We start from the raw sequence: 20915 nt of genomic DNA on the forward strand, positions 1-20915 counted from the left end.
TCACGATCCCTTGCTGTTGGCGGGCCGGCGCAGCACCTGCGCGCCCTTTCGGCAATAAGGCGCGACGACCGCCTTGCCGGCGATGTCCCTGGCCGCCTCGCGCAAGTCCGGCACCAGACCGGCCAGCGCCTCGCGGGTCCAGCGTGCGGTCGGGACCACCACCGCAATGGCGCCCAGGAAGGCGCCGCCATCGGCAGCCTTGATCGGCACCGCCACGGCACCGGCGCCCGGATCGGCCTCGTTGTAGGCGAGCGCATGGCCGCAGCGGCGGACACGCTCCAGTTCGGCGAGCAGATCCGCCTCGGTCCGGATCGGCGAGGCGCCGGCCTCGGCCTTGCCGAGCAGCCCCTGCGCGCGAACCCGGGCCAGCGCCTCGGCATCGGTCAGGCTGGCCAGATAGGCCTTGCCGACCGCCATGCTGTGCAGGACCACCGGGCGGCCGAGATTGGCGTCGAACCGCAAGCCGGGCTTCGCGCCCTGGGATTCGGCGACGATCGCCAGCCGCTCGCCGTCGAGCCAGGACAGCCGGATCAATTCGCCCGCCGTGCCGGCGAGCCGGTCGAGGGCCGGCTGGCAGATGTCGAGGAAACCGGTGCCGGCGAGATGCCGGAAGCCGAGCAGCGCGATCTCCAGGGTCAGCGAATAGTCGCCGTTAGGCCCGTCCTGGCGGACCAGGCCGCGCGCGATCAGGTCGGCGAGGAGGCGATGGGCGGTCGGCTTGGCCAATTGTGCGGCGGCCGCCAGTTCGTTCAGCGCCGCGCCCGCCGGTCGGGTCGCGATCGCTTCCAGGAGATCGAAGATGCGGTCGACGGCAGAGCGCATGAAAATTTCCGGAACGCCATTTCGCTTTTATACTCGATGGCGCCCTGCCGCCTGTCAAGCCTCGATGGCGGTCGGCGGATCCCAGCCGTCCCCGGGGGCGCGCTGGCACGCGGGCTCATTGTTTGGCTGGCTCGCGGGCTCATTGGCTCGCTGGCTCGCGGGCTCGCGGGCTCGCGGAACGGCAGGCACCGCCCATGTGGGCGGGGGCCATGCCGGACGGACGGCTTTACCGGCGGACGGGTTTGCATGAGGATCGGGCGATGCGGGCCGGGCGGAGGTCTGGCCCGCGTTTCGAGCGGCCGCCTTGCGGCGATCGGGAGAGAGTCGATCCCGCCGGCAGGCGGCGCCGCATCGATACCGAAATTGGGAGCCCGAACGTCTGATGACCCCCGCAACCGTCCCCGACGTCGTCTTTCACACCCGCGTGCGCAATCCGGCGCTCGGCGGCGACAATCCGTTCGAATGGAAGGACGTGACCACGGCGGAGCTGTTCGGCGGGCGCAATGTGGTCGTGTTCGGGGTGCCGGGTGCGTTCACCCCGGCCTGCTCGGACAGTCACCTGCCCGGCTTCGAACGAAATCACGAGGCCTTCGCGGCGCTCGGCGTCGATCTGGTCGCCTGCGTCTCGGTCAACGACGCCTTCGTCATGTACCAGTGGGCGAAGAGCCGCACGGTCGAGAAGGTCGTCATGCTGCCGGACGGCAACGGCGATTTCACGCGGCTGATGGGCATGCTGGTGCGCCGCACGGCCCAGGGCATGGGCTATCGCAGCTGGCGCTACGCCATGCATGTCGAGGATCGGGTCATCCGCAAGATGTTCGTCGAGCCGGGCTTCGGCGACGATCCCGCGGGCGTCGGCGTCAAGGTCTCGGATGCGGAGACCATGCTGGACTATCTGCGGTCGCGCTGACGGGCGCTGCCGTCCGAACCGGTCGGATCGCGCAATGCGGCGCGGACCGCGTGGCGGGCGGGCTCAGGTTCAGTGCGTGCGGATCCATTCGCGCGCCTGGCGCTGTGCCTCGGCGACTTCGGCGGCGCTCATCTCTCCGGCGATCTCGTGCCGATGACGGGCCGCTTCGCGGTTGCCGCGGGCGGCGGCGAGATTGAACCACTTGTGCGCGGCGACCATGTCGGGCTTCACGCCGCGGCCGACCGAATAGGTGATGCCGAGCTGGAAGAAGACATCGCCGGAGACGTTCTGCTGTCCCATCGTGGCGATTTCACTGTCGCGGACTTCAAAGCGGGCCATGTTGCTCTCCTATACTTTCTGAGCCTCGGAATGTCCTGGCGGGTTTGCACCGCCCTTGAGGAGAAATTTGCCGGAGCCGGCTGAACCGAAGGTGAATCAGCAGGCTTAAGAAGCTCACAACACGGTGAAAACCACTCGTTAACTTCATGAAGGATTCACCCTTCGACGGCGAAAAACGCAATAAAATCAATCCCTCCCGCGAAATCGTGTCGGGATGCCGGTAACCGCCGATTCACCGTGAAACGAGGAGGCGCGGAAAGGTTCGGCCCTCTCGGCCGCCGGCCCGCGACGCCGGGCCCGTCTCGGCCGGTTCCGGCCCGTGCCGCAACGGCAGCCGACCGGCGGGCCGGCGGCGGTGCGCGATCGGACGGGAGGGTAGCGGAGTGCCGTTTGGGCTGCGCGGACGCATAATATCAGCGGCCCGGGCAGATCGATTCGTCACGAGTTCGACACCTTCTGCTCGCGGTAATGACGGACCGTAGGCTGGACGGGAGGCGTTCCGGCACGGACCGGATAGAACGGGGTAGGACACATGACCGATCGCATCCTTGCCGCATTGATCGCCGGCGCCCTCGCCTTCACTCCGGCCGCGGCCTTCGCCCAGGCCACGACCACGAAGCCCGCCGCGACCACCGAGACGAAGCCCGCCGCCAAGCCGGCCGCCTCCAAGGCCGCCGCGAAGGCGGACGACGAGGACGAGCCGTCGTCGGCCGAGCAGAAGAAGGCCTGCGACGCCAAGTGGAAGACCGAGAAGGAAAAGACCGGCGCCAAGGGCTGGAAGGCCTATTTCACCTACATGGCCAAGTGCATGTAACGGCCTTGGCGGTCGGCGCTTGCGTCCCCGCGCGGCGCAAGCGCCGCAGTCAGGCCGCCCCGCGCGGCGCAAGCGCCGCAGTCAGGCCGGTTTCGGCTCGGAAACGGCGGCAGCCCATGGCCTTCCGCGCCGTTCGCCCGAGACCCGACGACCCAAACCCTGCCGGCCCGGATGTCGGACCGGGGGATAGACAAGAGTTGAGGGGCACGCGGTGCCCGAGGGAGTGTCGAGAATGATCCGTCGTTTCGCTCCGGCCCTGGCGGTCGCGTTCCTGCTGGCTCCGGTCGCGGCCGAAGCCCAGACCGTGAAGTTCAAGGCGACGCCGGCCATGTATATCATCGGCGGCGAGTGCCGCGCCGAGACCATCTCCCGCGGCGTCACCGCCGACCAGATCCCGGTTCAGACCCGGATCTGCATCAAGGCGCGCACCAAGCCGTTCCGCAAGGCGTGCAACAAGGACGCCAAATCGCGCGGCTACGTGAAGCGGACCGCCGAGTTCAAGGATTTCGTCCATGCCTGCGTCGGCGCCCAGCTCGCCGCGCTCTATCCCGCCGCCCCGGCCTCGCCGCCGCGCCCGCCGGCGAACTACAGCCAGACCTCGCCCTCGCCGATCTACCAGCCGTCGGACGAAGACGAGGACATGTTCTTCGGCGAAGAAGAGTGAGGCCGGCCCGGAGCCTTCCTGGTGGAGGCTCCGCCGCCACACGACGGCCTTGCGTCCCGGCGCGAGCGTGACGGCCGAACGGTCTCGCCTTCGGCCCGGGTCCGCCCCGATGCCGTCGGGGCGGCCCCGGGCTGTCGGCGGTGCGGATTGGCGACAATGCCGGCTGGCGCGGCGCCGGGTCACGGCGTGTCGGTGTCGAGGTCCATCTTGAAGCCCTCGTGGCTCTTGGCGAAGCCAAGGCGCTCGTAGAAGCGGTGGGCGTCGAGGCGCTTCTTGTTCGATGTCAGTTGCAGGATGCCGGCCCCTCCGGCCCGCGCGGCCGCCTCGGCATGGCGCATCATGGCCGCCCCGATGCCGCGGCTGCGCAGGCGGGAATCGACATGCACCGACTCCACCATCGCCCGCAAACGGCCGCGGTGGACGATGGTCGGCACGAAGGTCAGCTGATAGGTCCCGACGATCCGCGCCCCCAGCACCGCCACGAAGACGGTGTCGTTCGGGCTTGCCTCGATCCGCGCGAAGGCCGCCTGGTAGAGCGGGCCGAGGGCCGGGTCGAGACTGTCGCCATGCCCGCCGGTCTCGTCGTCGACGAAGAGCGACACGATCCCGGTCAGATCGGCGGCCTCGGCCGGGCGGATGACGAGGGGTTCGGCTTCGGCGGCGTCGTTCGGCATCGGCATGGCGGGTCTCCCGGATCCGCCTCCCGATAGACCGGGTCCCGCAGGGCGGCAAGTGCGCGTCCCGCGCGGCAGCCCGGCGCCGCAGCCCCGCTTGTCCCGATCACCGTCCCGCCTCGACCGGCGCCCCCAGGAACGGCCCGGTCCCGCCGGCGCCGTCCGCTCCCGCCGGCCGCTCGCGCCGGTCGGCGCGGCACGCCGAACCCCGGCGGCCGCATGCCCGGCCGGACGGTCACTTCAGCGGAGAATTCGGCAGCGGCGGCGCCTGATGGGCGAGCAGGATGTCGACGCGCCGGTTGGCGGCGAGGAACGGCTCGGTCGGGAACAGCGGCTCGGCATCGGCCTTGCCGACCACCGACTCGAACCGGTCGTAGCCGACGCCAAAGCCGGCCAGGACCTCCTGCACGGCCGCGGCCCGGCCGGCGGAAAGCTCCCACGGCGAGCCGGACGTCGCCGACCAGCGGCGCCCGCCGGCGGTGTGGCCGGTGACGCGAATGCGATGCGGCATGCGCGCGATCACCGGCGCGATGCGCATCAGGATCTGGCGGGTATGTTCGTAGGGCGAGCGCGAGCCCTCGGCGAACATCGACCGGCCGTCCTGGTCGACGAGGCGGATGTTGAGGCCTTCGTCGGTCTCCTCGAAGATCACGTTCTTGGAGATCTCGGCGATTTCCGGCATGTCGGCGAGCGCCTGGCGCAGAGACGCCGCGGCGGTCAGGAACTGCTTCGGCTTCTCCTCGGCGGCGCGCTCGAAATTGTGAGTGTTGGCCTCCGGCCCCTGCTTCTCGAAGCGGTCGTTGCGCTCGGCGGAATGGGAGGCGTCGAGCTTCTTTTCGACGACGTTGGATTCCTTCAGGAACTGACGGACCGGCAGGCCGTCGCGCTCGATCATGCCGGCGCGGCGGAATTCCGGCTGCACGCCGAAGGCCTCGCGCAGGCTGCCGGCGGCGTCGGCGAGCTTCTGCTTGTCCTGGTTGGCCGAGGCGACCAGCATGACGAAGAAGGCCATCAGCAGCGCCATCAGGTCGGCGAAGGTGATGACCCAGGCGCCGCCATGCCCGCCGCCGCCATGTCCCTTTTTCTTGGCCATCGGTCGCTCCTCAGGCCGCTTCCATCATGGCCGCGCGGGTCTTCTGCGGCAGGTAGCTGAGCAGCATGTCGCGGATCACGGCCGGGCTCTTGTTCTCGCGGATCATCAGGACCCCGTCGATGACCAGCGTCATGTTGATGCTCTCCTCCGCGGCGCGCAGCTGCAACTTGTCGGCGATCGGCAGCGCCACGACGTTGGCGAGCACGGCGCCGTAGAGCGTCGTCAAGAGCGCGACCGCCATGCCGGGGCCGATCTTCTTCGGGTCGTCCATGTGGCTGAACATCGAGATCAGACCGATGATGGTGCCGACCATGCCCATGCCCGGGGCGGCGTCGCCCAGGAACTTGAACAGCTTGTGGGCATCCTCCAGACGCTCGACATGCAGGTCGCGCTCGCGCTCCAGGCTCTCGCGGATGACCGGGAGATCGAAGCCGTCGGCGACCATGCGCATGCCCTTGGCGAGAAACTCGTCCTCGATCTCGACGGCCTCCAGGCCGAGCGCGCCCTGCTTGCGCACGATGTCGCTGAGCTCGGCGATCTTGTCGATCATGTCGCGCGCCGAGCCGTGATGCGAGAAGGTCACCGCCTTCAGGCCGGTGGTGAAGGCGGCGATGAAATGGCCGAGCGTGAACCGCGCCATGGTGGTCGTCAGCGCGCCGCCGATGACCACGTTGGTGGCGAGCAGGTCCATGAACTGGCTGAGCTTCGAGCCCTCCATGAAAATGGCGATGACCAGCACGCCGAAACCGCCGCCGATGCCGATGAAAGTCGCAATATCCATGTGAACGGCACCTGACGCGGTACAAAAAGGGTTCTTCGCGACCGTCAGAATGCAGGAAAGACGGAAAGGAAGCGTTACCCCTGCGAACCTTCGCATGCACGACGGCCGCGAACCGTCATGCCGGCGGTGCGACGGAGCGGAGACGGAGCCGCGACGGAGCCGAGGCGACGAGGATGCCGGCGGGCGGCGCAGAGCCAGCAGAGCCAGCGGGGCCAGCGGGGCCAGCGGGGCCAGCGGGGCCAGCGGGGCCAGCGGGGCCAGCGGGGCCAGCGGGGCCAGCGGGGCCAGCGGGGCCAGCGGGGCCAGCGGGGCCAGCGGGGCCAGCGGGGCCAGCGGGGCCAGCCGTCAGTCCGGAGCCGCGGTTGTCAAGCCGCGAGAGGTACCCAGGCTCTCCCACGGCCTGCTTCGTCGCTCTCGGCTCCTTCTCCTTCTCCCCTCCGGGGAGAAGGTGGCCGAAGGCCGGATGAGGGGCTGAATGCTGAAATCCTTGACGAATCGGCGGTCCGGGCCGCGACTTGGACCGGCAGGATGCCCCGTGTCCGCGGCCTCGTCCCCCTCATCCGCCCTTCGGGCACCTTCTCCCCCCTCCGGGGGGCGAAGGGGAAGGAGACGCGAGATCGGCGCAGCGGACCTCCGCAGCCGCCGCCCTGCCGCGCCGCTCGGGCCGAGCCGATGACAGCCGCGGGCGCCGGCGCTAAACCCATCCGACCGCGCCCGCCGGGTCGCGCCACCGCACCCGCAGCGGACGCGTCACCGGGTCCCTTACCGCGACGAGCGGATCACCTGGATGTCCAGGTCGCGGATCTTCTTGCGCAGCGTGTTGCGGTTGAGGCCGAGCAGTTCGGCGGCCTTGATCTGGTTGCCCCGCGTGGCGGCGAGGGCGGCGCCGATCAGAGGATATTCGACCTCGCGCAGGATGCGATGGTAGAGGCCGGGCGGCGGCAGGTTGTCGCCGAAACCGGAGAAATAGCCGGTCAGGTGCTTCTCCATCGATGCCGAGATGCCCTCGTCGGAGGCCTTCTCCTCAGGCGCGGAAACCAGGGCGGGCTGGCTCAGTTCCTGGTCGATGACGTTGGCGGTGATCACGTCCTGCGGATAGAGCGCGGCCAGGCGCCGGATCAGGTTCTCCAGCTCGCGGATGTTGCCCGGCCAGCGATAGCGGCGCAGCCGGTCGAGCGCGGCCTGTTCGATCTGCTTGGTCGGCAGGCCCTCCTTCTCGGCCAGCGCGAAGAAATGCCGGACGAGGTCGGGAATGTCCTCCGAGCGCTCGCGCAGCGGCGGCAGGCGTAGCGGCACGACGTTCAGGCGGAAGAACAGGTCCTCGCGGAACAGGCCCTGGTTGATCAGCTGGCGCAGATCCTTGTTGGTCGCCGCGACGATGCGCACGTCGGTCTTGATCGGCGTGCGGCCGCCGACGGTGGTGTATTCGCCCTGCTGCAGGACGCGCAGCAGCCGCGTCTGGGCGTCCATCGGCATGTCGCCGATCTCGTCCAGGAACAGCGTGCCGCCCTCGGCCTGTTCGAAGCGGCCGGCCGAGCGGCTCGCGGCGCCCGTGAAGGCGCCCTTCTCGTGGCCGAACAGCTCGGATTCGATCAGGTCGCGCGGGATCGCCGCCATGTTGATGGCGACGAAGGGTCCGTTGCGACGCTTGCCGTAGTCGTGCAGGGCGCGGGCGACCAGTTCCTTGCCGGTGCCGGACTCGCCCGTGATCATCACGGTCAGGTCGGTCTGCATCAGCCGCGCAAGGACGCGGTAGATGTCCTGCATGGCCGGCGAACGGCCGACCAGCGGGATCGCCTCGGCGTCGGGCTCCGGTTCCTGGATGCGCTTGTGCTTCGGCTCCGCCAGGGCGCGGCCGACGATGGAGATCAGCTCCTTCAGGTCGAAGGGCTTCGGCAGATATTCGTAGGCGCCGCGCTCGGAGGCGCGGATGGCCGTCATGAAGGTGTTCTGCGCGCTCATCACGATCACCGGCAGTTCCGGCCGGAGCTTCTTGATGCGCGGCAGAAGGTCGAAGGCGTTCTCGTCGGGCATGACCACGTCGGTGATGACGAGGTCGCCCTCCCCTTGCGCGACCCAGCGCCAGAGCGTGGCCGCGTTCGAGGTGAGGCGCACTTCGTAGCCGGCCCGCGAGAGGGCCTGGTTGAGCACCGTTCGGATCGCTGCGTCGTCGTCGGCGACGAGGATGTTTCCGGTCGGCATGACGTATCCTTGTTGGTCGGGTCCGCTGCGGGGTCAGGGCCGCAGCCGGGCGCTCAGGCGTTGCGCGGGTCCTTCGGGCCGGCGACGAAGGCCGGCATCAGGATGCGGAAGACGGTGCGGCGGGGCTGGCTCTCGCATTCGACCACGCCGCCGTGATCGCGCACGATCTTGGCGACGAGTGCGAGCCCCAGTCCGGACCCGTTGGTCTTGGTGGTCACGAAGGGGTCGAACAGATGCGGCAGCAGGTCCTCGGGCACGCCGGGGCCGTTGTCGCGCACGCAGAATTCCATCGGCAGCGTGACCTTGTCGCGCGAGCCCTGCACCGACAGCCGCACGCCCGGCCGGTAGGCCGTCGACAGCGCGATCTCGCCGTCCGCCTGTCCGTTGATCGCCTCGGCGGCGTTCTTGACCAGGTTCAGGAACACCTGGACCAGTTGGTCGCGATTGGCCAGCACCGGCGGCAGGGACGGGTCGTATTCCTCGACGATCTTGACGTTGCGGGCGAAACCCGACAGCGCCAGCCGCTTCACGTGATCGAGCACAGTGTGGATGTTGACCGCCGTGCGCTCGATCGGCCGCTCGTCGGAGAACACCTCCATGCGGTCGACCAGCTTCACGATTCTGTCGGCCTCGTCGCAGATCAGCCGGGTCAGGGCGCGGTCCTGGTCGTCGCAGGACTGTTCGAGCAGCTGCGCGGCGCCGCGGATGCCCGAGAGGGGGTTCTTGATCTCGTGCGCCAGCATGGCGGCCAAGCCGGTCACCGTGCGGGCGGCGCCGCGATGGGTCAGCTGGCGGTCGATCTTGTCGGCCATGGTCCGCTCCTGCAGCATGACCACCACCGCGCCGGGATCGTCGAGCACCGGGCCGGCATAGATGTCGACGATCTTCTCGGTGCCGATGCGCGGGCTCGACACGTCGACCCGATATTCCGAGACCGGGGCCTGGCGTTCGCGCACCTGGTTGATCAGTTCCAGAAGCGGGCTGCCGAAGGGCACGAAATAGCCGAGCGAATGGCGGGCCATGAAGGCCGCGCTCGCCTGGAAGAAATTCTGGGCGGCGTCGTTGGCCTCCTGAATGACGCCGTTGGCGCCGATCATGATGACCGGATTCGGCAGGGCGTTGAGCACCGCCGCAGCGGGGCCGTCCGTGGCCGGTTCCATGTCGCGTCTCCTCAGCGGGATCGGGGTCATGCGGCTCTCCTGGGAGCTCGGTCGTCGAAGGCCTCGCGCAGCATGCGCCCGACGGCCTCGACGTCGAAGGAGGTCAGGATGGCGGTCCGGAGCCCTGCCGGAACGGCGAGATGGGCTTCGGCCGCCTCGAAATACCAGGCGATGTGCTTGCGCGCGGCACGGATGCCGCGCTCGGGACCGTAGTGGTCGATCATCGCCGCGTGGTGCTCGGCGACGAGGTCGCCGAGGGCCGCCCCGCGCGGTCCTTCCTCCCGTATCCCGGTCGCCAGATAGCGTTGCACGGCGGCCGGGAACCAGGGGCGTCCCTGGGCTCCGCGGCCGATCATCACGCCGGCGGCGCCGGATTGTGCGAGGATCGCATCCGCGTCCTCGAAGCTCTGCACGTCGCCGTTGGCGACGACCGGGACGGTCACCGCCTCGACCACGGCGCGGATCGCCGGCCAGTCGGCCCGGCCTTCGTAGAACTGGTCGCGGGTCCGCCCGTGCACGGTGATCAGCCGGACCCCCTCGGCCTCTGCGCGCCGGGCCAGTTCCGGCGCGTTGATCGAACGACGGTCCCAGCCGAGCCGCATCTTCAGCGTGACCGGCACCGCGACCGCGCCGACCGTCGCGCGGATCAGGTCGATCGCGAGATCGAGATCGCGCATCAGCGCCGCACCCGACCAGCCGGTCGTCACCCGCTTGGCCGGGCAGCCCATGTTGATGTCGATGACGTCGGCCCCGTTGGCCTCCGCCATGCGCGCCGCCTCGGCCATCCAGTGGGCCTCGCGGCCGGCCAGCTGCACGATATGCGGCGCCATGCCGGCACCGGCCAGGCGCAAGGCCATGTCGGCATCGCCGGTCGCCAGCGACTCGCTCGCCACCATTTCGGTCACCACGCGCGCCGGGCCGAACCGCGCGACGATGCGGCGAAACGGAAGATCCGTGACACCGGACATCGGAGCGAGGTAAACGAGAGGGGTGGCGGTGTCGGTGGACAGGGCGCGGGTTTCCAAACCGCCGCTCGGAGTTGCGGCGGACAGGGTGAAATCAGGGGCGATCGCTTTGCTCATCGAATGTGCATTCGTGGCGTTTGATTATATATGTGGCATAATCTGGCCGAAGAGCAAGCGTCATCCCGCATTGCAACACGGGTTTTCCCGAATATCGGTGAATGCACCGGCGTCTCGGCGGCCTGAACGACAGGCATGACAGCACGAATGCAACCCCAGGATCAGTCCATTGCCGTCATCGTGGTCGCCGCCGGCTCCGGAACCCGCGCCGGCGGCCTGCCGAAACAGTATCGATCGATCGGACGCCGGCCGATCCTGGCGCGCAGCCTGGGCGCCTTCATGGCATTGCCGGCGATCGGCCGGATCGTCTGCGTGATCGACCCGGCCTTCGAGGCCGAATACCGCACGGCGATCGACGGCCTGGCCGACGATCCGCGTCTCACGGAACCGGTCGCCGGGGGCGCGACCCGGCAGGCGAGCGTGCTGGCGGGCCTGGAGGCCCTGGCGCCGTTCGCACCGGATCTCGTCCTGATCCACGATGCGGCGAGGCCATTCGTCGCACCCGTCGCCATCGCCCGCCTGATCGACCGGCTCGCGGCCGTGCCGGCCGCCCTGCTTGCCCATCCGGTGGTCGATACCTTGAAGCACGCCGATGCCGACGGCCGGGTGATCGGCACCCGGGCGCGCGACGGGCTGTGGGCGGCGGAAACCCCGCAGGGCTTCCGGTTCGCGGCCCTCCTCGACGCGCATCGCCGGGCCGCCGCCGAAGGCCGCACCGACTTCACCGACGATGCCGCGGTCGCCGAATGGGCCGGGCTGCCGGTCGCCGTCGTGGCGGGCGAGCCGGGCAACCTGAAGATCACCTCGCTGGCCGATCTCGAAGCGGCCGACCGGAGGCTCCGCATGGAGGAATTCCTGGCGCTCGGCGATGTCCGCGTCGGCACCGGCTACGACGTGCACCGCTTCACCGACGGCGACGCGGTCGTGCTCGGCAATGTGCGCATCCCGCACGAGGCGAAGCTCGAGGGCCATTCGGACGCCGACGTGGCGCTGCATGCGCTGACCGACGCCATCCTGGGCGTGCTCGGCGAGGGCGACATCGGCACGCATTTCCCGCCCTCCGACATGCGCTGGCGCGGCGCCGATTCGGCGGTGTTCCTCGCCGAGGCGGCGCGGCGCGTCGCAGCCCGCGGCGGCGTCATCGCCCATGCCGACATTTCGATCATCGCCGAGGCGCCCAAGATCGGCCCCCATCGCGAGGCCATGCGGGCGCGCATCGCCGCGATCCTGGGCATCGGGGTCGACCGGGTCGGCGTCAAGGCGACCACCAACGAGGCACTCGGCTTCATCGGCCGACGCGAGGGCATCGCGGCCATCGCCACCGCGACGGTGCGCCTGCCCTTCCCGACCTGACGGAGCCCGCGACGTGTCGGAGAGCCTGCCATGACCGATCTCGCCCCCCTCCTGCCCGCCGCCGAGGCCCTGATCCGGCGCGCGGCCGCGGCCGGCCTGATGATCGCGACGGCGGAATCCTGCACCGGCGGCCTGATCGCCGGGCTGCTGACCGAGATTGCCGGCTCCTCCGCCGTGGTCGAGCGCGGCTTCGTGACCTATTCGAACGAGGCCAAGATGGAGCTGATCGACGTGCCGCCGGGGCTCCTCGCCCAGTTCGGCGCCGTCAGCCGCGAGACCGCCCTGGCCATGGCCGAGGGCGCCCTGGCGCATTCCCGCGCCGATCTGGTCGTCGCCGTCACCGGCATCGCCGGCCCGGGCGGCGGCTCGGCCGCAAAGCCGGTCGGCCTCGTCCATCTCGCCGCCGGGCGCCGCGGCGCGCCCCTCGAACATCGCGAGATGCACTACGGCGCGATCGGCCGCTCGGCCGTGCGCCTCGCCACGATCCGCACCGCCCTGGAAATGTTCGAAGCCGCCTTCTGACCGCGCGAGAGGGCGGCCGGAAGGCGGCCTCGCTTCAGCGGCTTTGCGCCCAGTCGGCCAGGGTGCGCCCTTGCTGGACGAGTTCGACCAGCAGCCGGGCCGGCTCGAAGCCGGGGCCGCCGGCGGCGTGGGCCTCCTCGATCCAGCCGAGCACGGTCGGCAGGCCGATCGCGTCGGCCTCGAACATCGGGCCGCCGCGCCAGGCCGGGTAGCCGTAGCCGTGGATCATGACCATGTCGACATCGAGCGGACGCAGCGCGATGCCCTCCTCCAGGATGCGCGCGCCCTCGTTGGCCATGACGGCGAGCGCCCGGCGCTGGATCGTCTCCGCCGCGACCGGCCGGGCCGTGACGCCCTTGCGCGCCCGCTCCTCCGCGATCACCGCCTCGACCACCGGATCCGTCTTGGCCTTGCCGGAGGCGTAGTCGTACCAGCCGGCACCGGTCTTGCGGCCGAGCCGGCCCATCTCGCAGAGCCGGTCGGGGATGTCGACATAGCGCACGTCCGGCGCGCGGTCGGCCATGTTGCGCTTGCGCCAGGACCAGGAGATGTCGAGGCCGGAGAGGTCGTAGACCGCGAAGGGGCCCATCGGGAAGCCGTAGGCGGTCATCGCCGCATCGATCGCGGCCGGGCTGGCGCCGTCCTCGACCAGGAACTCGTAGTGCCGGCGCACGGTCGCCCAGATGCGGTTGCCGATGAAGCCGTCGCAGACCCGGGCAAAGACCGGCAGCTTGCCGAGCTTCAGGGCGACCGCGAAGGCCGTCGCCAGCACGTCGGGCGCGGTATCGGCGGTCTCGATCACCTCGACCAGGCGCATGACGTTGGCCGGCGCGAAGAAGTGCAGGCCGCACATTTCGGCCGGCCGGCCGGTCGCCGCGGCGATCCGGTTGGGGTCGAGATAGGAGGTGTTGGTGGCCATCACGGCGCCCGGACGGACGACCTTGTCGAGCCGGCGGAACAGGTCGCGCTTGACCTCGGCATCCTCGAACACCGCCTCCACGACCAGATCGGCCGTGCCCAGATCGCCGATCTCGGTGGTGATGTCGATGGCGGCGGCCTTGACGCCGACCGCGTCGGCCGGGATGCGCTTGCGTTCCGCATAGCCCTGATAGAGGCCGTGGATGCGCTCGGCCGCGCGCTTGGCGGCGGCCGCATCGGTCTCCAGCACCGTGACCGTATAGCCGGCATCGGCCGCCGCGACGGCGATTCCCGCCCCCATCGTGCCGCCGCCGACCACCGCGATGGTCGAAACCGCGCGCGGCTTGACGCCGTCGAGCATCGGCAGCTTGGAGAGCTCCCGTTCGCCGAAGAAGGCATGCCGCAGGGCCTTGGCCTGCGGATGGCCGACGAGCTTCAGGAAGCGCGCCCGTTCGGCGGCCAGGCCGGCGGCGAAGTCGAGCGTCAGCGCATCGGCGACGGCGCGGGCGGCCTCGCCCGGCGACAGCTGCCCGCGGGCGCGCTCGACCGCCTTGGCGATCAGTTTCTCGGCCTCGGCCGCATCGAGCGGCGGCACCGGGCGTGCGGAAACCGGCACCGGCATCGTGCCGGCGGCGAGCCAGGCCTCGACCGCCGCCAAGGCGCGGTCGGCAAACTCCTCGCCGGGCTCGAGATCGACCACCGCGTCGGCGATGCCGAGCTTCTGCGCCTCACCGGCACCGATGCGCCGACCGGAGGTGACCGCCTCGATGGCGGTCGCAATGCCGGTCAGGCGCGGCAGCCGCTGGGTGCCGCCGGCCCCCGGAATGATGCCGAGCTTGACCTCGGGCAACCCGACCTCGGCGCGCGAGTCCATCACCCGCCAGCAGCAGCCGAGCGCCACTTCGAAGCCGCCGCCGAGCGCGGTGCCGTGGATCGCCGCGGCCCAGGGCTTCGGCGAGGCCTCGATCCGGGCGATCACGTCGGTCAGCAGCGGCTCCAGCGGCCCCTTGCCGAACTCGCGGATATCGGCGCCGGCGATGAAAGTGCGGCCGCGGCACAGGATCAGGGCGGCGGCGACCTTCGCATCCGCCTCCACGGCCGCGACCGCATCGCTAAGCCCCTGGCGCACGGCCTGCGACAGCGCATTCACCGGCGGGTTGTCGACCCACACGATGGCGACCTTCCCCCGAACCTCGATCACGACCGGCCCCGACGCCATGCCTGCTTCTCCCACGATCAACTCGCAACGGGTCGTAGCCGAGGATGCCGCCCGCGACAACGCAGAGGATTGTGCGAAGGCATCGAGACCTGCGGGACAGGCGCATGTGGTCTGCGCCAGCCGGGCGCAATCCGGCGCCCGTTTCGTAGTTTCCCTTATGGCAGCACCCCGTAGCCCGCGTGCTAGTGTTCTCTTTTCTCGGACAAATCATCTGCACGAAAGCCGAGCCATGACCGATTCCGCCTTGCGGCAGCCCCGCCCTCGCCCGGACAGTTTCGCGGAGCTGTTCACGCCGAAGCTCGTCACCAGCCTGCGCGAAGGCTATGACGGCAAGCGCTTCGTCGCCGACGTGGTGGCCGGACTGACGGTCGCCATCGTGGCGTTGCCGCTGGCCATGGGCATCGCCATCGCGTCGGGCACGACGCCCGATCGCGGCCTGTTCACCGCCATCGTGGCCGGCTTCATCATCTCGGCCTTCGGCGGCAGCCGCTTCCAGATCGGCGGCCCGACGGCAGCCTTCATCGTGGTCGTCTACCGGACGATCGAGACGCACGGCTATGACGGCCTGATCGTGGCGACGCTGATCGCCGGCCTGATCCTGATCGCGATCGGCTATCTGCGCCTCGGCACCTACATCAAATACATCCCCTACCCGGTCACGATCGGCTTCACGGCCGGCATCGGCATCACCATCTTCGTCAGCCAGGTGGCCGACCTGTTCGGCCTGACCACCGCGAAGCTGCCCGGCGAGTTCGTCGCCAAGGTCGAGGCCCTGTGGGCGGCGCTGCCGACGCTCAATCCGTTCGCGGTGGCGCTGTCGGCGATCTCGCTGGGGCTGATTCTCGGGCTCCGGCACTACCGGCCGAAATGGCCGGGCTTCCTGATCGCAGTCGTGCTGGCCTCGGTGGCGACCGCCGTCTTCGCGCTCGACGTGGTCACGATCGGCTCCAAATTCGGCGGCATCCCGCGCGTGCCGCCGACGCCGCAATTCCCGGCCCTGTCGCTGGCCGGCGTCAAGGCGGTGCTGCCCGACGCGATCACCATCGCGATCCTGGCCGGCATCGAGTCGCTCCTGTCGGCCGTGGTCGCCGACGGCATGACCGGCCGGCGGCATCGGTCCAACTGCGAGCTGGTCGCCCAGGGCTTCGCCAATGTCGGTTCCGCCCTGATCGGCGGCCTGCCGGCGACCGGCGCCATCGCGCGCACCGCGACCAACATCCGGTCCGGCTCGACCGGCCCGATCTCCGGCGTCCTGCACGCCGTCTTCCTGCTCGTCTTCGTGCTGGTCGCCGCCCCGCTCGCCTCCTATGTGCCGCTCGCGGTGCTGGCCGCCATCCTGGCCATCGTCGCCTGGAACATGAGCGAGGTGCATGTCGTCTGGCGGCTCCTGCAGAATTCCGGCTGGGGCGACCGCGTCGTTCTGACCGCCACCATGCTGCTGACCGTCTTCTATGACCTGACGGTCGGCATCGAGGTCGGCGTCGTGCTCTCCGCCATCCTGTTCATGCACCACATGGCCGAGGCGGTGGCGGTCGAGGCGCATGGCCAGGCCGGCGCGCTGCCCGGCGGGATGATCGGCCGCGATCAGGCCGACGACGACGGCCGGCCCTACGATCCGAGCCAGCAGACCCGCGAGGATGTGGTCGTCTACCGGATCAGCGGACCGTTCTTCTTCGGCGCCGCCAACCAACTGTCGACCACGCTGTCGCGCATCGGCACCCGCCCGAAGCGCCTGGTGCTGGACTTCTCGGCCGTGCCGCTGGTCGACACGACCGGCGCCGCGACGCTGCGCGGCGTCGTCGAGGACATGCGCAAGCGCGGCGCCGACGTGGTGCTGACCGGCATGTCGCGCCCGGTGCGCCGGTCCCTGGTCCGCTTCGGCATCCGCCGGCCCGAGGTCAGCGTGCTGACCGCCCCGACCGTCGAGATCGCCCTCGCCCAGATGGACCACCAGGAACTGGCCGCCGAGTGATCGGGCCCGGCCCGACGGGCCGACATTCGGTTGATTGGCCCGGACCGACGGGCCGAAAATCGTCGGGTGTGGCCGGGGCCCGACGGTTCACCCGCCGGACCCGGCGCGCAACGGTAGCGCGCCGCCGCTCTTCAGCGTCTCGATCACGATGCGCGAGGTGACATGGGCGACGGTCTCGTGCGCGAGCAGGACCGTGTTGACGAAATCCGCGAAGCTCTTCAGGTCGCGGACCGCGATCTTGATCAGATAGTCCATGTCGCCGGTCAGCGCGTGGGCCTCGAGCACCTCGTCGCAATCGGCGATGACATCGCGGAAGCGGCGCGCATTGTGTTCGGAATGGCGCGACAGCTGCACGTTGACGAAGGCCGTCACGCCGAGCCCGAGCCGCTCGCCGTCGATCTCCGCTCGGTAGCGCCGGATCACGCCCGCCTCCTCCAGCGCCTGCCGGCGCCTCGAGCATTGCGAGGCGGAGAGGTGCACACGCTCGGCCAGTTCCTGGTTGGTCAACCGACCGTCCGTCTGGAGCGCGGCGAGCAGGCGCAGATCGTAGCCATCCAGTGCGATCATGTGCGGGTATCCGGTCGATCATGCATGAAACGTGCATAATCTAATCGGTTCGCCCGCAATTCGCACGCCTCTTGCGCATACTTCCCGCGACACTGGTGCATCGCCGTTTCACGAGGAGGAATGCCGCGATGGGCCCCTTTCCGCACGATGCCGCCGCTGCCGTGATCGACGCCGCCAACCCGATGGGGACGGACGGTTTCGAATTCATCGAGTTCGCCCACCCGAACCCGGACGAACTGGCCGCCCTGTTCGCCCGCATGGGCTTCGCGCCGGTCGCCCGGCATCGCTCCAAGCGGGTCACGCTCTGGCGCCAGGGCGACGTGAACTATGTGATCAATGCCGAGCCGGACAGCTTCGCGGCCGACTTCGCGCGCCGCCACGGCCCCTGCGTCTGCGCCATGGGCTTCCGGGTGGTCGATGCCGCCCATGCGTTGAAGCGCGCCGTCGAACTGGGCGCCACCCCGGTCGCCTCCCGCGTCGGCCCCGGTGAACTGGCCATTCCGGCGATCGAGGGCATCGGCGGTTCGCTGATCTATTTCGTCGACCGCTACGGCGCCAAGGGCTCGATCTGGGAGATCGATTTCGAGTGGACCGGCGCACGCGACCCCGCGCCTGAGGGCGCCGGCCTCTACTATCTCGACCACCTGACCCACAACGTCCATCGCGGCCGCATGGACCATTGGGCCGACTGGTACGCCCGGCTCTTCAACTTCCGCCAGATCCGCTATTTCGACATCGAGGGCAAGCTGACCGGGCTGACCAGCCGGGCCATGACCAGCCCTTGCGGCAAGATTCGCATCCCGATCAACCAGTCGGCCGACGACAAGAGCCAGATCGAGGAATATCTGAGGGAATACAAGGGCGAAGGCATCCAGCACATCGCCTGCGGCTGCCGCGACATCTACGCGTCCGTGGAGGCGCTGCGCGCCAACGGTCTGCCCTTCATGCCGGCGCCGCCCGCAACCTATTATGCGAAGATCGACGACCGCCTGCCCGGCCACGGCGAATCCATCGACCGTCTGGCCGCCAACGGCATCCTGATCGACGGCGAGGGCGTGGTCGACGGCGGCACCACCAAGGTGCTCCTGCAGATCTTCTCCGGCACCGTGGTCGGCCCGATCTTCTTCGAGTTCATCGAGCGCAAGGGTGACGACGGCTTCGGCGAGGGCAATTTCCGCGCCCTGTTCGAATCGATCGAGGAAGACCAGATCCGGCGCGGGGTGCTGTCGGCCGCCGAATGATACCAACGGCCCAGGATGCTGACGCATCGGGCCATTGAAGTAACGCGAATTTCTCATAGGCGTCAGAGGCATGAGAAAATCGCGTATCGAATACCGACGATCATTCCATGACCGTCGGTATGAGGCGACCGACGGCAGCATCGGCCCGGCGCCGCCCCGACCCTCCCGGCCGGGGCGGCGTTTGGGCTCACTTCAGCGTGCGCAGATAGGCGACGATCGAATCGAGATCGGCCGCCGCCATGTTCTTGTAGTAGCCGAAGCCCATCGGCGGGGTCAGGCGGCGTCCGTCCTTCGAGACGCCGGTGGTGATCGCCCGCTTGATCTCGTCATCCGACCAGGAGCCGAGATGCGAGGCGTTGAGCGCCGGCGCGACGCTGGCGCCCCAGGGACCCTTGAACACCGCGCCGCCCTGGAAGGGCTTGCCTTCGGTATCCGGCCCGTGCGCGCCCATCGGCGAATGACACTCGATGCAGTGGCCGAGCGCCGTCACCAGATAGCGGCCATAGGCGGCCTTGTCGGACCGGCTCGGCGCCTCCACCTTGCCGACCGGCGGGCCATAGGCGGGCGGCAGCGGGAACTTGTACTCGGAGGCCGCCACCTTGCCGGCGACCGGCTTGGTCTGCTGCAGATAGGCGACGATCGCCTTCACGTCCTCGTCGGCCATCTTGCGATACTGGCCGATCGGCATCGGCGGGCCGATGATGCTGCCATCGGGGCGCTTGCCTTCGCGGATGGCCAGGATGATCTGCGCCTCGGTCCACTTGCCGATGCCGGTCTCCTTGTCGGAGGTGATGTTCGGCACCCGGGCGACCATGCCCTCGTCGGGAATTTCCATGCCGCCGGCGAGGTCCCGGTCGGCCAGGGGGCCGTTCGGCGTCTGAACCGTGTGGCAGTTGCCGCAGGCGACGATGGATTTCATCAGATAGGCGCCGCGCTCGACCGACGTCTCCGCCATGGCCGACGCGCTGCCGGCCGCGATGATCGCGGCCGCAAAGGCCAGAGTCCATTTCATGCTGTTCTCCCGTCCTGATCCGTCACCCCCGACAGACGGTGCGAGATTGCATGCATAAGCAGAAAAACGGAAGGGCCGGCATGCGCTGCGCCGACCCTCCGGGAACGGAAATCCGATCGGCGGTCAGCCGGTTGTCACCGCCGTCTCGACATCGGACGGATCGATCTGGCGGCTGAGCCCCCGGGCGAGCTTGTCGCGGTCGAGTTCGCCTTCCCACCAGGCGACCACGATGCAGGCGACGCCGTTTCCGGTGATGTTGGTCAGGGCGCGGCATTCGCTCATGAACTTGTCGATGCCGAGGACGATCGCCATGCCGGGAACGAGCGCCGGATTGACCACGGCAAGCGTGGCGGCCAGCGTGATGAAGCCGGCGCCGGTCACCCCGCTCGCCCCCTTCGAGGTCAGCATGGCGACGACCAGGATGGTGATCTGCTGGCTGAAGTCGAGATGCACGCCCATCGCCTGGGCGATGAACAGGGTCGCCAGGGTCATGTAGATGTTGGTGCCGTCGAGGTTGAACGAATAGCCGGTCGGAACGACCAGGCCGACGACCGACTTCGAGCAGCCGAGCCGCTCGAGCTTTTCCATCAGCTGCGGCAGCGCGCTCTCCGACGAGGAGGTGCCGAGAACGATCAGCAGTTCGTCCTTGATGTAGGCCAGGAACTTGAAGATCGAGAAGCCGGCGATGCGCGCGATGGTGCCCAGCACCACGACCACGAACAGCACGGCGGTCAGGTAGAAGGTCGCGATCAGGCCGGCGAGGTTGGACAGCGCCTGCGGGCCGAACTTGCCGACCGTGTAGGCCATCGCGCCGAAGGCGCCGATGGGCGCGGCCTTCATGACGATGGCGATCACGCCGAAGATGGCATGCGCCACGTCGTCGACCAGCGAGCGGACGGTATGGCCGCGGTCGCCGAGCGCCATCAGGGCGAAACCGAACAGGATGGCGAACAGCAGCACCTGCAGGATGTCGCCCTTGGCGAAGGCGCCGACGACGCTTTCCGGGATCAGGTTCAGCACGAAGTCGACCGACTTCATCTCGCCGGCCTGCTTGGTGTATTGCGCCACCGCCGCGGCATCGGGCGCCTTGCCGCCGAAGCCGGCGCCCGGCTGCAGGATGTTGCCGACCAGAAGCCCGATGGCGAGCGCGAAGGTGGAGACGATCTCGAAATAGATCAACGCCTTGACGCCGACCCGGCCGACCTTCTTGGCATCCTGGATATGGGCGATGCCGGACACCACCGTGCAGAAGATGATCGGCGCGATCACCATCTTGATCAGCTTCACGAAGCCGTCGCCGAGCGCCTTGATCCACTCGTTGGTGGCGAAGCTCGGCCAGAGCCAGCCGACCAAGCCGCCCAGGACGATCGCCAGCAGGACCTGCACATAAAGCAATTTCAGTAGTGGTTTGCGCGCACGCGGAACATCGGCGACGGTGATTGTGGCCATGCTGTCCTCCCCTGACCCGAGCTCCGGCAATAACGTGACGTCCCACAGCCGTTCAAGACCGCGAGATCGTTGCATCGAAAAATTTTCTCAAGATGATATTTCGCTGATAATTTCAATCATC

The 20915-nt window shown here is 69.1% G+C and carries 19 protein-coding genes; 7 read left to right on the forward strand and 12 right to left on the reverse strand.

From position 1 onward, the window contains the following. A complete protein-coding gene (locus tag ABB55_RS02990; RefSeq protein ID WP_054357478.1) occupies nucleotides 1-822 on the reverse strand; it encodes an IclR family transcriptional regulator in 822 nt (273 codons plus the stop codon). A gap of 382 nt (nucleotides 823-1204) precedes the next feature. Between ABB55_RS02990 and ABB55_RS02995 the strand changes: the two genes are divergently transcribed. Then, nucleotides 1205-1732 carry a peroxiredoxin gene (locus tag ABB55_RS02995; protein WP_054357479.1) on the forward strand — a complete coding sequence of 176 codons (528 nt, stop codon included), beginning with the start codon at nucleotides 1205-1207 and terminating at the stop codon, nucleotides 1730-1732. A 69-nt stretch (nucleotides 1733-1801) separates the two neighbouring features. Here ABB55_RS02995 and ABB55_RS03000 read toward each other — a convergent pair whose 3' ends face one another. Next, on the reverse strand, nucleotides 1802-2071 hold the full coding sequence (locus ABB55_RS03000; RefSeq protein WP_054357480.1) for an SEL1-like repeat protein: 270 nt from the start codon (nucleotides 2069-2071) through the stop codon (nucleotides 1802-1804). A gap of 532 nt (nucleotides 2072-2603) precedes the next feature. Between ABB55_RS03000 and ABB55_RS30170 the strand changes: the two genes are divergently transcribed. Next, nucleotides 2604-2885, forward strand: a complete 282-nt coding sequence (locus ABB55_RS30170; RefSeq protein WP_054357481.1) for a hypothetical protein — start codon at nucleotides 2604-2606, stop codon at nucleotides 2883-2885. 232 nt (nucleotides 2886-3117) lie between these two features. Further along, nucleotides 3118-3549, forward strand: a complete 432-nt coding sequence (locus ABB55_RS03010) for a hypothetical protein (protein WP_054357482.1) — start codon at nucleotides 3118-3120, stop codon at nucleotides 3547-3549. 179 nt (nucleotides 3550-3728) lie between these two features. Here ABB55_RS03010 and ABB55_RS03015 read toward each other — a convergent pair whose 3' ends face one another. The 6 genes from ABB55_RS03015 to dusB all read right to left on the reverse strand — a co-directional run bounded on the left by ABB55_RS03015 (nucleotide 3729) and on the right by dusB (nucleotide 10541). Beyond that, the gene (locus tag ABB55_RS03015) at nucleotides 3729-4229 is read right to left on the reverse strand and encodes a GNAT family N-acetyltransferase (protein WP_054357483.1); all 501 of its coding nucleotides are present in this window, start codon (nucleotides 4227-4229) and stop codon (nucleotides 3729-3731) included. 229 nt (nucleotides 4230-4458) lie between these two features. Then, entirely contained in the window at nucleotides 4459-5316 is an 858-nt protein-coding gene (locus ABB55_RS03020; protein WP_054357484.1) for an OmpA/MotB family protein, read from the reverse strand. A gap of 10 nt (nucleotides 5317-5326) precedes the next feature. Beyond that, nucleotides 5327-6097 (reverse strand): motility protein A, encoded by a 771-nt coding sequence (locus ABB55_RS03025; RefSeq protein WP_054357485.1) that lies wholly within the window; start codon nucleotides 6095-6097, stop codon nucleotides 5327-5329. Nucleotides 6098-6859: 762 nt separating this feature from the next. Beyond that, nucleotides 6860-8299 carry a nitrogen regulation protein NR(I) gene (ntrC, locus tag ABB55_RS03030; protein WP_054357486.1) on the reverse strand — a complete coding sequence of 480 codons (1440 nt, stop codon included), beginning with the start codon at nucleotides 8297-8299 and terminating at the stop codon, nucleotides 6860-6862. A gap of 53 nt (nucleotides 8300-8352) precedes the next feature. Beyond that, nucleotides 8353-9489, reverse strand: a complete 1137-nt coding sequence (locus ABB55_RS03035) for a two-component system sensor histidine kinase NtrB (protein ID WP_083463306.1) — start codon at nucleotides 9487-9489, stop codon at nucleotides 8353-8355. Then, on the reverse strand, nucleotides 9486-10541 hold the full coding sequence (gene dusB, locus ABB55_RS03040; protein ID WP_420848222.1) for a tRNA dihydrouridine synthase DusB: 1056 nt from the start codon (nucleotides 10539-10541) through the stop codon (nucleotides 9486-9488). The genes ABB55_RS03035 and dusB overlap by 4 nt, the downstream gene beginning before the upstream one ends. Nucleotides 10542-10688: 147 nt before the next feature. On the opposite strand from dusB, the gene ABB55_RS03045 reads away from it, so the two are divergent. Beyond that, complete coding sequence (locus ABB55_RS03045) at nucleotides 10689-11894, forward strand: bifunctional 2-C-methyl-D-erythritol 4-phosphate cytidylyltransferase/2-C-methyl-D-erythritol 2,4-cyclodiphosphate synthase (RefSeq protein WP_054357488.1); 1206 nt, start codon at nucleotides 10689-10691, stop codon at nucleotides 11892-11894. Between the two features lie 30 nt (nucleotides 11895-11924). Beyond that, nucleotides 11925-12416, forward strand: a complete 492-nt coding sequence (locus ABB55_RS03050) for a CinA family protein (RefSeq protein ID WP_054357489.1) — start codon at nucleotides 11925-11927, stop codon at nucleotides 12414-12416. A gap of 34 nt (nucleotides 12417-12450) precedes the next feature. Here ABB55_RS03050 and ABB55_RS03055 read toward each other — a convergent pair whose 3' ends face one another. After that, complete coding sequence (locus ABB55_RS03055; protein WP_054357490.1) at nucleotides 12451-14553, reverse strand: 3-hydroxyacyl-CoA dehydrogenase NAD-binding domain-containing protein; 2103 nt, start codon at nucleotides 14551-14553, stop codon at nucleotides 12451-12453. A gap of 229 nt (nucleotides 14554-14782) precedes the next feature. Here ABB55_RS03055 and ABB55_RS03060 point away from each other — a divergent pair, with 229 nt between their 5' ends. Beyond that, complete coding sequence (locus ABB55_RS03060) at nucleotides 14783-16525, forward strand: SulP family inorganic anion transporter (RefSeq protein ID WP_054357491.1); 1743 nt, start codon at nucleotides 14783-14785, stop codon at nucleotides 16523-16525. 87 nt (nucleotides 16526-16612) lie between these two features. On the opposite strand, the gene ABB55_RS03065 is transcribed toward ABB55_RS03060, so the two are convergent. Beyond that, nucleotides 16613-17092, reverse strand: a complete 480-nt coding sequence (locus ABB55_RS03065; RefSeq protein WP_054357492.1) for an Lrp/AsnC family transcriptional regulator — start codon at nucleotides 17090-17092, stop codon at nucleotides 16613-16615. Nucleotides 17093-17220: 128 nt separating this feature from the next. Between ABB55_RS03065 and hppD the strand changes: the two genes are divergently transcribed. Next, a complete protein-coding gene (hppD, locus tag ABB55_RS03070) occupies nucleotides 17221-18333 on the forward strand; it encodes a 4-hydroxyphenylpyruvate dioxygenase (protein WP_054357493.1) in 1113 nt (370 codons plus the stop codon). A 187-nt stretch (nucleotides 18334-18520) separates the two neighbouring features. Here the strand turns inward: hppD and ABB55_RS03075 are convergent, their stop codons facing one another. Continuing rightward, a complete protein-coding gene (locus ABB55_RS03075) occupies nucleotides 18521-19345 on the reverse strand; it encodes a cytochrome c (protein ID WP_054357494.1) in 825 nt (274 codons plus the stop codon). A gap of 123 nt (nucleotides 19346-19468) precedes the next feature. After that, entirely contained in the window at nucleotides 19469-20794 is a 1326-nt protein-coding gene (locus tag ABB55_RS03080) for a dicarboxylate/amino acid:cation symporter (RefSeq protein WP_054357495.1), read from the reverse strand. Between the last annotated feature and the right edge of the window lie 121 nt (nucleotides 20795-20915).

This window comes from Prosthecodimorpha hirschii, assembly GCF_001305515.1.
GTDB lineage: Bacteria > Pseudomonadota > Alphaproteobacteria > Rhizobiales > Ancalomicrobiaceae > Prosthecodimorpha > Prosthecodimorpha hirschii.

What these genes read in the sequence shown, in the direction of transcription:
- ABB55_RS03045 (WP_054357488.1), top strand. Translation starts at nt 10,689, where the DNA reads ATGCAACCCCAGGATCAGTCCATTGCCGTCATCGTGGTCGCCGCCGGC.
- ABB55_RS03065 (WP_054357492.1), bottom strand. Translation starts at nt 17,092, where the DNA reads ATGATCGCACTGGATGGCTACGATCTGCGCCTGCTCGCCGCGCTCCAG.
- dusB (WP_420848222.1), bottom strand. Translation starts at nt 10,541, where the DNA reads ATGAGCAAAGCGATCGCCCCTGATTTCACCCTGTCCGCCGCAACTCCG.
- ABB55_RS03015 (WP_054357483.1), bottom strand. Translation starts at nt 4,229, where the DNA reads ATGCCGATGCCGAACGACGCCGCCGAAGCCGAACCCCTCGTCATCCGC.
- ABB55_RS02990 (WP_054357478.1), bottom strand. Translation starts at nt 822, where the DNA reads ATGCGCTCTGCCGTCGACCGCATCTTCGATCTCCTGGAAGCGATCGCG.
- hppD (WP_054357493.1), top strand. Translation starts at nt 17,221, where the DNA reads ATGGGCCCCTTTCCGCACGATGCCGCCGCTGCCGTGATCGACGCCGCC.
- ABB55_RS03050 (WP_054357489.1), top strand. Translation starts at nt 11,925, where the DNA reads ATGACCGATCTCGCCCCCCTCCTGCCCGCCGCCGAGGCCCTGATCCGG.
- ABB55_RS03060 (WP_054357491.1), top strand. Translation starts at nt 14,783, where the DNA reads ATGACCGATTCCGCCTTGCGGCAGCCCCGCCCTCGCCCGGACAGTTTC.
- ntrC (WP_054357486.1), bottom strand. Translation starts at nt 8,299, where the DNA reads ATGCCGACCGGAAACATCCTCGTCGCCGACGACGACGCAGCGATCCGA.
- ABB55_RS03035 (WP_083463306.1), bottom strand. Translation starts at nt 9,489, where the DNA reads ATGACCCCGATCCCGCTGAGGAGACGCGACATGGAACCGGCCACGGAC.
- ABB55_RS03010 (WP_054357482.1), top strand. Translation starts at nt 3,118, where the DNA reads ATGATCCGTCGTTTCGCTCCGGCCCTGGCGGTCGCGTTCCTGCTGGCT.
- ABB55_RS03000 (WP_054357480.1), bottom strand. Translation starts at nt 2,071, where the DNA reads ATGGCCCGCTTTGAAGTCCGCGACAGTGAAATCGCCACGATGGGACAG.
- ABB55_RS03020 (WP_054357484.1), bottom strand. Translation starts at nt 5,316, where the DNA reads ATGGCCAAGAAAAAGGGACATGGCGGCGGCGGGCATGGCGGCGCCTGG.
- ABB55_RS02995 (WP_054357479.1), top strand. Translation starts at nt 1,205, where the DNA reads ATGACCCCCGCAACCGTCCCCGACGTCGTCTTTCACACCCGCGTGCGC.
- ABB55_RS03080 (WP_054357495.1), bottom strand. Translation starts at nt 20,794, where the DNA reads ATGGCCACAATCACCGTCGCCGATGTTCCGCGTGCGCGCAAACCACTA.
- ABB55_RS03055 (WP_054357490.1), bottom strand. Translation starts at nt 14,553, where the DNA reads ATGGCGTCGGGGCCGGTCGTGATCGAGGTTCGGGGGAAGGTCGCCATC.
- ABB55_RS03025 (WP_054357485.1), bottom strand. Translation starts at nt 6,097, where the DNA reads ATGGATATTGCGACTTTCATCGGCATCGGCGGCGGTTTCGGCGTGCTG.
- ABB55_RS03075 (WP_054357494.1), bottom strand. Translation starts at nt 19,345, where the DNA reads ATGAAATGGACTCTGGCCTTTGCGGCCGCGATCATCGCGGCCGGCAGC.
- ABB55_RS30170 (WP_054357481.1), top strand. Translation starts at nt 2,604, where the DNA reads ATGACCGATCGCATCCTTGCCGCATTGATCGCCGGCGCCCTCGCCTTC.